The organism is Inquilinus sp., assembly GCF_057815775.1.
On sequence record NZ_JBYRFX010000544.1, the window covers coordinates 1 to 5,404 of the forward strand.

The following is a 5,404-nucleotide window of genomic DNA, read 5'->3' on the forward strand; positions in this document are numbered from 1 at the left end:
GCCAGGATCGCCGCCGGCACCAGCCCGCCGCGGGTGATGGCGACGATGCCCTTCCACGGCCCCAGCTCGGCCAAACGCCAGGCCAGCGCACGGGCGTTGCGGTGCAGTTCCTCCCAGGAGACCGGGAAGTCCTTCCGGAAGCTGGGATTCTCGGCCATGTCCTGATCTCTCCACCACCTGGGAATTGGGCTTCATAGCGCAACCGGGGCGGCGCCGGAAGGGTGCTGGCCTTGATCTCGCCATGCTTGGGGGGGATATCTCGGCCGCAGCCCCTGCGGCTGCGCCAGACCAGAGAGTGCGGAATGCTTCGTCTCGTCCTGACCGCCGGCCTTATCGCCTTCGCCGCCGCGCCGGCGCTGGCGGCCAGCTGCGACGTCAACGCGGAGTCCGCGGCGGTGGTCGCCGCCTGGGGGTCCAAGGTGCGCGACGGGTCGCTGCCCGAGGACAAGCTGGCCGACATCTCCAGCAAGATCCAGTCGATCCCGTCGATCAGCGCCAAGGACCCGGACAAGGCCTGCGCCACCCTGGCCGAGATCAAGCAGGAACTGGGGCTCTAAGCCCCGCCCCGTCGCCGCCGGATCCGGCGGCGACGGAAAGGATGGTTGCCTCAGCGGAAGCCGATGATGTCGAGCGCCCGCTGGATCTTCGCCGCGGGCCAGCGCTTGACCACGTCCGGCGGATCCTTGCGGCTGGTGACCATGGTGCCGTCGCCCGGCCCGAGCGAGACCGTGCCGGCATCAGTCGAGACGTCGACCGCGCCGGAGAACACGAAGACGCCGAAGGCCCCGTCGATCGGGCCGGCGAAGAAGTGGGTGCCCCTGACACCAAGGGTGGCAACCCCGGTCTCGATCGACAGCTTGCGGCCGGGCACGGATTCGATGCCGCCGCCGACGAACAGAAACGCGCCCTGCAGCCGCCGCAGCGCCAGTGTCGCGCTGCCATCGGCCCCGCCATAGGTGAAGCGGTCGACCACCAGCCGTGCCGCCGGCCCGAGCGTCAGCTGCGTCCCGTCCTCGAGCCGCACCTGCAGCCGCGATTGGGGGCCGGTCCACAGCGTGTCGTCACGGAACACCGGCGATGCCGGGTCGAGCAGACGGTTCTGCCCCTGGTAGTAAGCCCCCGCCGCCGGTTCGAGCCGATCGACCTGCCCGACGGTCGGCCGATCATCAGCCAGCGCCGCCGCCAGAGGCAGCAGGCAGGCCAAGCCGATTGCCATGGCGCGCAATATCCGTGTCATCCCGGTCTCCTTTCAGGGAGATCATTACGTAGGTTGGCATCGCAAAGTGTGACCAGCGTCATTTCGCAGCGCAACCAAGCCTTCCCGTATGAACCAGCAGCCCGTATCCTAGCGCAGCGATGGCAGGAGAGTCCGAGTGGCCAGTGTTCCGCCGGCAGAGAAGCGTCGCCTTCTGTCCGAGACCCCGTTTTTCGCCGGCTTCCCGCCGGCGCAGCGTGACGCGCTGACGACCCATCTGCATGAGCACAGCTATGCCGATGGCGACACCATCTTCCTGCGCGGCGACGACGGCACCAGCCTGATGATCGTGGTGTCCGGGCGCGTCGCGCTGCGTCTGACCTCGCCCCAGGGACGCGAGATCCTGCTGGCGATCGTCGAGGCCGGGGAGATCTTCGGCGAGATGTCGCTGCTGGACGGGCGCGGCCGCAGTGCCGATGCCGTCGCCTTCGGCAAATGCCAGCTGCTGGTGCTAGAGCGGCGCGACATGCTGCCGGTGCTGCAGAGTTCGTCGGAGGCCTGCATCCGGCTGCTGGAGTTGCTGTCGGCCAAGCTGCGGCGCACCAGCGACCAGCTGGAGGGGGTGGCGCTGCTGGCCCTGCCGTCGCGGCTGGCGCGGCTGCTGCTGGCGCTGTGCGAGGCCCAGGGCGCCAAGTCCGACACGCGCGGCATCCTGCTGCCCCTGTCGCTGTCGCAGCGCGATCTCGGCCAGCTGATCGGGGCCAGCCGGGAAAAGGTCAACCTGCAGCTCGGCCGCTGGGTGGCCGAAGGCGTCATCGACCGCGAAAACGGCGCGCTGCTGATCCGGGACCACGACGCGCTGGCCGATATCGCGGATATCGGAGCGCCCTGAACCGATGCGCACATTGTGGGGCCGCCTGGGTCCGACCCTGCCCGGCCTCCTGGTCCTTGCCGGGCTGCTGGCCCTGCGCTTCGCCGATCCGGCGCCGGTGGCGGCGCTGCGGCTGCAGAGCTTCGACCTGTTCCAGCGGATGGCGCCGCGAATCTATCAGCCGGAAACGCCGGTCCGGGTCGTGGTGATCGACGACGAATCGCTGCGCCGGCTGGGCCAATGGCCCTGGCCACGCGACCGGCTGGCCAAGCTGGTCGACCGGCTGGCCCGGGCCGGGGCGGCGGCGATCGCCCTGGATGTCGTGCTGGCGGAGCCGGACCGGTCCGCCCCCGACCAGATCGCGACGCTGCTGGCCGGCCGCACCGATCCGGCCACGCTGGCGGCGCTGACGGCCAAGCTGCCGGATCCGGACCGCGACCTCGCTGCCGCCCTGTCCGAGGCGCCGAGCGTCGTCGCCTTCGCCATCACCGACCAGCCCGGCCATCGCCCGCCGCACATCGCCGCCAGCTTTGCCGAGATCGGGCCTGTGCGCGACCGGCTGGACCGCTTCGCCGGGGCGGTGCCCAGCCTGCCGCTGTTCGAGGGGGCTGCGGCCGGCAATGGCAGCATCGGCGCCCCGTCCGGGTCGGATGAGGTGCTGCGGCGGCTGCCGGCCATCGCCCTGCTGCAGGACTCGGCCGTGCCGTCGCTGGCGATCGAGGCGCTGCGGGTCGCCCAGGGCGCCAGCACCGTGACGCTGCGCGCCTCGAGCGACGCGCTGGGGCTGGACGCCATCCGCGTCGGCGACGTCATCGTGCCGGTGTCGCCGGACGGCCGGCTGTGGGTGCATTTCACGCCGGACGCGCCAGCGCGCGAGGTGCCGGCCTGGCAGATGGTCGACCCGGCCACGCCGGACGCGGCCGTCGCCGATGCCGTGCGCGGCCGGATCGTGCTGGTCGGCGTCACCGCCGTCGGCTTCGGCGACACCGTACTGACGCCGCTGCACGACCGCATCTCCGGCGTCACCGCCCAGGCCGAGGTGCTGGAGCAGATCCTGCTGGGCCAGCACCTGCGTCGCCCGGCCTGGACCATGGCACTGGAGACCGGGCTGCTGCTGGTGCTGGGCCTGGCCCTGATCGCCTCATGGCGGCGCCTGCCGGCCGGCATCGCGGCCGGGCTGGTGGTGCTGGCGGCCATGACGATCGTCGGCGGCGCCTTCGTCGCCTTCCGGCAGGCCGGGCTGCTGATCGACCCGACCCTGCCGGCGCTCGGGCTGCTGCTGACCCATGGCGCGGTGGCGGCCTCGGCGCAATGGCGGGTGGAGCGGGAGCGTCGTGGCATCCGCGCTGCCTTCGGCCAGTTCCTGTCACCGACACTGGTGACCCGGCTGGCGGAGCATCCGGAACGGCTGCGGCTGGGCGGCGAATGGCGCGACATGTCCTTCGTCTTCACCGACATCGCCGATTTCACCCTGCTGAGCGAAACCGTGCCGCCGGACCGGCTGGTGGCCACGCTGAACGCGTATTTCGACGGGGTCTGCGATTGCGTCCTGGCGGCCGGCGGCACCATCGACAAGATGGTCGGCGACGCCCTGCACGCCATGTTCAACGCGCCGCTGGACCAGCCGGACCACGCCGCCCGCGCCGTGGGCTGCGCCCTGGCAATCCACCGCTTCACCATCGATTTTGCCGCGGCCCGCCGCGCCGAGGGCATTCCCTTCGGCCAGACCCGGATCGGGGTGAACACCGGCGGCGCTGTGGTCGGCAATTTCGGCAGCCGCCACCATTTCGACTACACCGCCTACAGCGACGTGGTGAACATGGCAGCGCGGCTGGAGCACGCCAACAAGACGCTGGGGACGCCGTTGTGCGTTGCCGCGGCGACCGCCGCCGCGTGCCCGGAGGAGAGGTTTCGGCCGGTCGGCCGGCTGGTGCTGCGCGGCCGCAGCGCGCCGCTGGAGACGATGGTGCCGGATGCGATCTGCACGGCCCCGGCATCAGCCTATGCGGAGGCCCATGCCGCGTTGTGCCGCCGCGATCCCACCGCGGCAGGCCTGTTCGCGGCGCTGGCGGATGCCCATCCAGACGACCCGCTGGTGCGGCTGCATGCGCGGCGCCTGGCCGCGGGCACCGCGAATGGCGACCTGATCACGATCGACTGATCGCCCGCGATTCCCGGCCGATGCGGACCGATCAGCGCTGGCGGCGCCGGGGTGATCGGATCGCGACCGTCTGCCGGGTCGGCGCCCAGGTGGTCCAGCGCGGCGGGTCGACCACCCAGCGGTACGAGATCTGTGTCGTCTGGACCGGCTCACGCTCGTCGTCGTGCCAAGCGGCGCGGCAGAGGGCGAGGCCGTAGAAAGCGGCAACCAGGCCGCCACCGATGAAAAGCGCGATCATCATCCGTACCTCCTGAGCAACCAACGATCCGCGGGCGACACAGGTTCCCGCCGGCTGGCTGCGGCTGACCGCGAAAATCGCCGCGATCGCCTGATTCACAGATTGGAGAGTCGCGTGAGGCTTGCAAGGCGAAATCGTACCGCCGGCAACGATCCGCGGGTCTTGCAGGGATGATCAGCGGAGGAGCTGGCTGGGGCGCTAGGATTCGAACCTAGGAATGACGGGATCAAAACCCGTTGCCTTACCACTTGGCGACGCCCCAATCGGCCGCGATTGATAGCTCAGCCGATGCGGCATCGCAACCGCGCGTTGCCGCCCCGGCCCCGGCATAATAGAAGACTAATCCTCTATGCGGCGCGGCACGAGTCACGGCAACGATCGAGGCGGTTACGGTATGAGCGGCGAGCGCCCCCCTGAGGATTCCCTGCATTTCCCCCCGGACCAGACGTCCGAGACGCCGGAGGAGGCAAGGCTGAAGGCGCTGGCCGACAGCGTGCTGCGGCTGGAGGGCGAGCTGCGGACCGCGCGCGGCGAAATCGGGGCGTTGAGCGAACGTCTGTCCGAACCCGCCCCGCCGCCGCCCCGGCGCGGCGGGCTGGCCGGATGGCTGATCGCCGGCCTGCTGGCCCTGGCCGGCATCGGCTGGTTCGCTGCCGACCGGCTGAGCCACCGGTCCGAGGAGCCGGCGGCCCGCACGCCGGTGGCTGCCGCGACTCCGAGTCCGGCGCCGGCCAAGCCGGCCGCGCCTGCGCCACAGGCCTCCGAACCGCCCCCGGCGGCGACGCCCGCGGCCAGCACCGCCCCGGAGCCCCAGGCCGCGCCGGAGCCGGCCGCGCCCGCCCAGCCAGCGGCCACCGAGGCGCCGGCCGCGTCTTCGACCACGGCCTCGACGGATGCCGGCACTGCTGCCACCGGACCTGCCTCATCGGCACCGGCCCA

6 protein-coding genes, 1 tRNA gene and 1 pseudogene are annotated in these 5,404 nt (G+C 71.4%); 4 read left to right on the plus strand and 4 right to left on the minus strand.

What is annotated here, in order from left to right; translation table 11 throughout:
* Positions 1-158, minus strand: a pseudogene (locus AC3XYG_RS19000) (xanthine phosphoribosyltransferase); the annotation flags it as partial.
* Positions 159-302: 144 nt separating this feature from the next.
* On the opposite strand from AC3XYG_RS19000, the gene AC3XYG_RS19005 reads away from it, so the two are divergent.
* Complete coding sequence (locus AC3XYG_RS19005) at positions 303-557, plus strand: hypothetical protein (protein ID WP_489141426.1); 255 nt, start codon at positions 303-305, stop codon at positions 555-557.
* 50 nt (positions 558-607) lie between these two features.
* On the opposite strand, the gene AC3XYG_RS19010 is transcribed toward AC3XYG_RS19005, so the two are convergent.
* Positions 608-1,237: a FecR family protein gene (locus AC3XYG_RS19010; protein WP_489141427.1), complete on the minus strand. Its 630-nt coding sequence runs from the start codon at positions 1,235-1,237 to the stop codon at positions 608-610.
* 136 nt (positions 1,238-1,373) lie between these two features.
* On the opposite strand from AC3XYG_RS19010, the gene AC3XYG_RS19015 reads away from it, so the two are divergent.
* Positions 1,374-2,087 carry a Crp/Fnr family transcriptional regulator gene (locus AC3XYG_RS19015; protein ID WP_489141428.1) on the plus strand — a complete coding sequence of 238 codons (714 nt, stop codon included), beginning with the start codon at positions 1,374-1,376 and terminating at the stop codon, positions 2,085-2,087.
* Positions 2,088-2,091: 4 nt separating this feature from the next.
* Complete coding sequence (locus AC3XYG_RS19020) at positions 2,092-4,227, plus strand: CHASE2 domain-containing protein (protein ID WP_489141429.1); 2,136 nt, start codon at positions 2,092-2,094, stop codon at positions 4,225-4,227.
* Between the two features lie 31 nt (positions 4,228-4,258).
* On the opposite strand, the gene AC3XYG_RS19025 is transcribed toward AC3XYG_RS19020, so the two are convergent.
* On the minus strand, positions 4,259-4,468 hold the full coding sequence (locus AC3XYG_RS19025) for a hypothetical protein (RefSeq protein ID WP_489141430.1): 210 nt from the start codon (positions 4,466-4,468) through the stop codon (positions 4,259-4,261).
* Positions 4,469-4,652: 184 nt separating this feature from the next.
* Positions 4,653-4,727, minus strand: a tRNA-Gln gene (locus AC3XYG_RS19030).
* Positions 4,728-4,859: 132 nt separating this feature from the next.
* Between AC3XYG_RS19030 and AC3XYG_RS19035 the strand changes: the two genes are divergently transcribed.
* Positions 4,860-5,404, plus strand: a 545-nt coding sequence (locus tag AC3XYG_RS19035) for a hypothetical protein (RefSeq protein ID WP_489141431.1), incomplete at its 3' end; no start/stop codon positions are given.

Bases quoted from the DNA above. Each gene is read 5' to 3' on its own strand.
- AC3XYG_RS19005 (WP_489141426.1), top strand. From the start codon at position 303: ATGCTTCGTCTCGTCCTGACCGCCGGCCTTATCGCCTTCGCCGCCGCG.
- AC3XYG_RS19010 (WP_489141427.1), bottom strand. From the start codon at position 1,237: ATGACACGGATATTGCGCGCCATGGCAATCGGCTTGGCCTGCCTGCTG.
- AC3XYG_RS19020 (WP_489141429.1), top strand. From the start codon at position 2,092: ATGCGCACATTGTGGGGCCGCCTGGGTCCGACCCTGCCCGGCCTCCTG.
- AC3XYG_RS19025 (WP_489141430.1), bottom strand. From the start codon at position 4,468: ATGATGATCGCGCTTTTCATCGGTGGCGGCCTGGTTGCCGCTTTCTAC.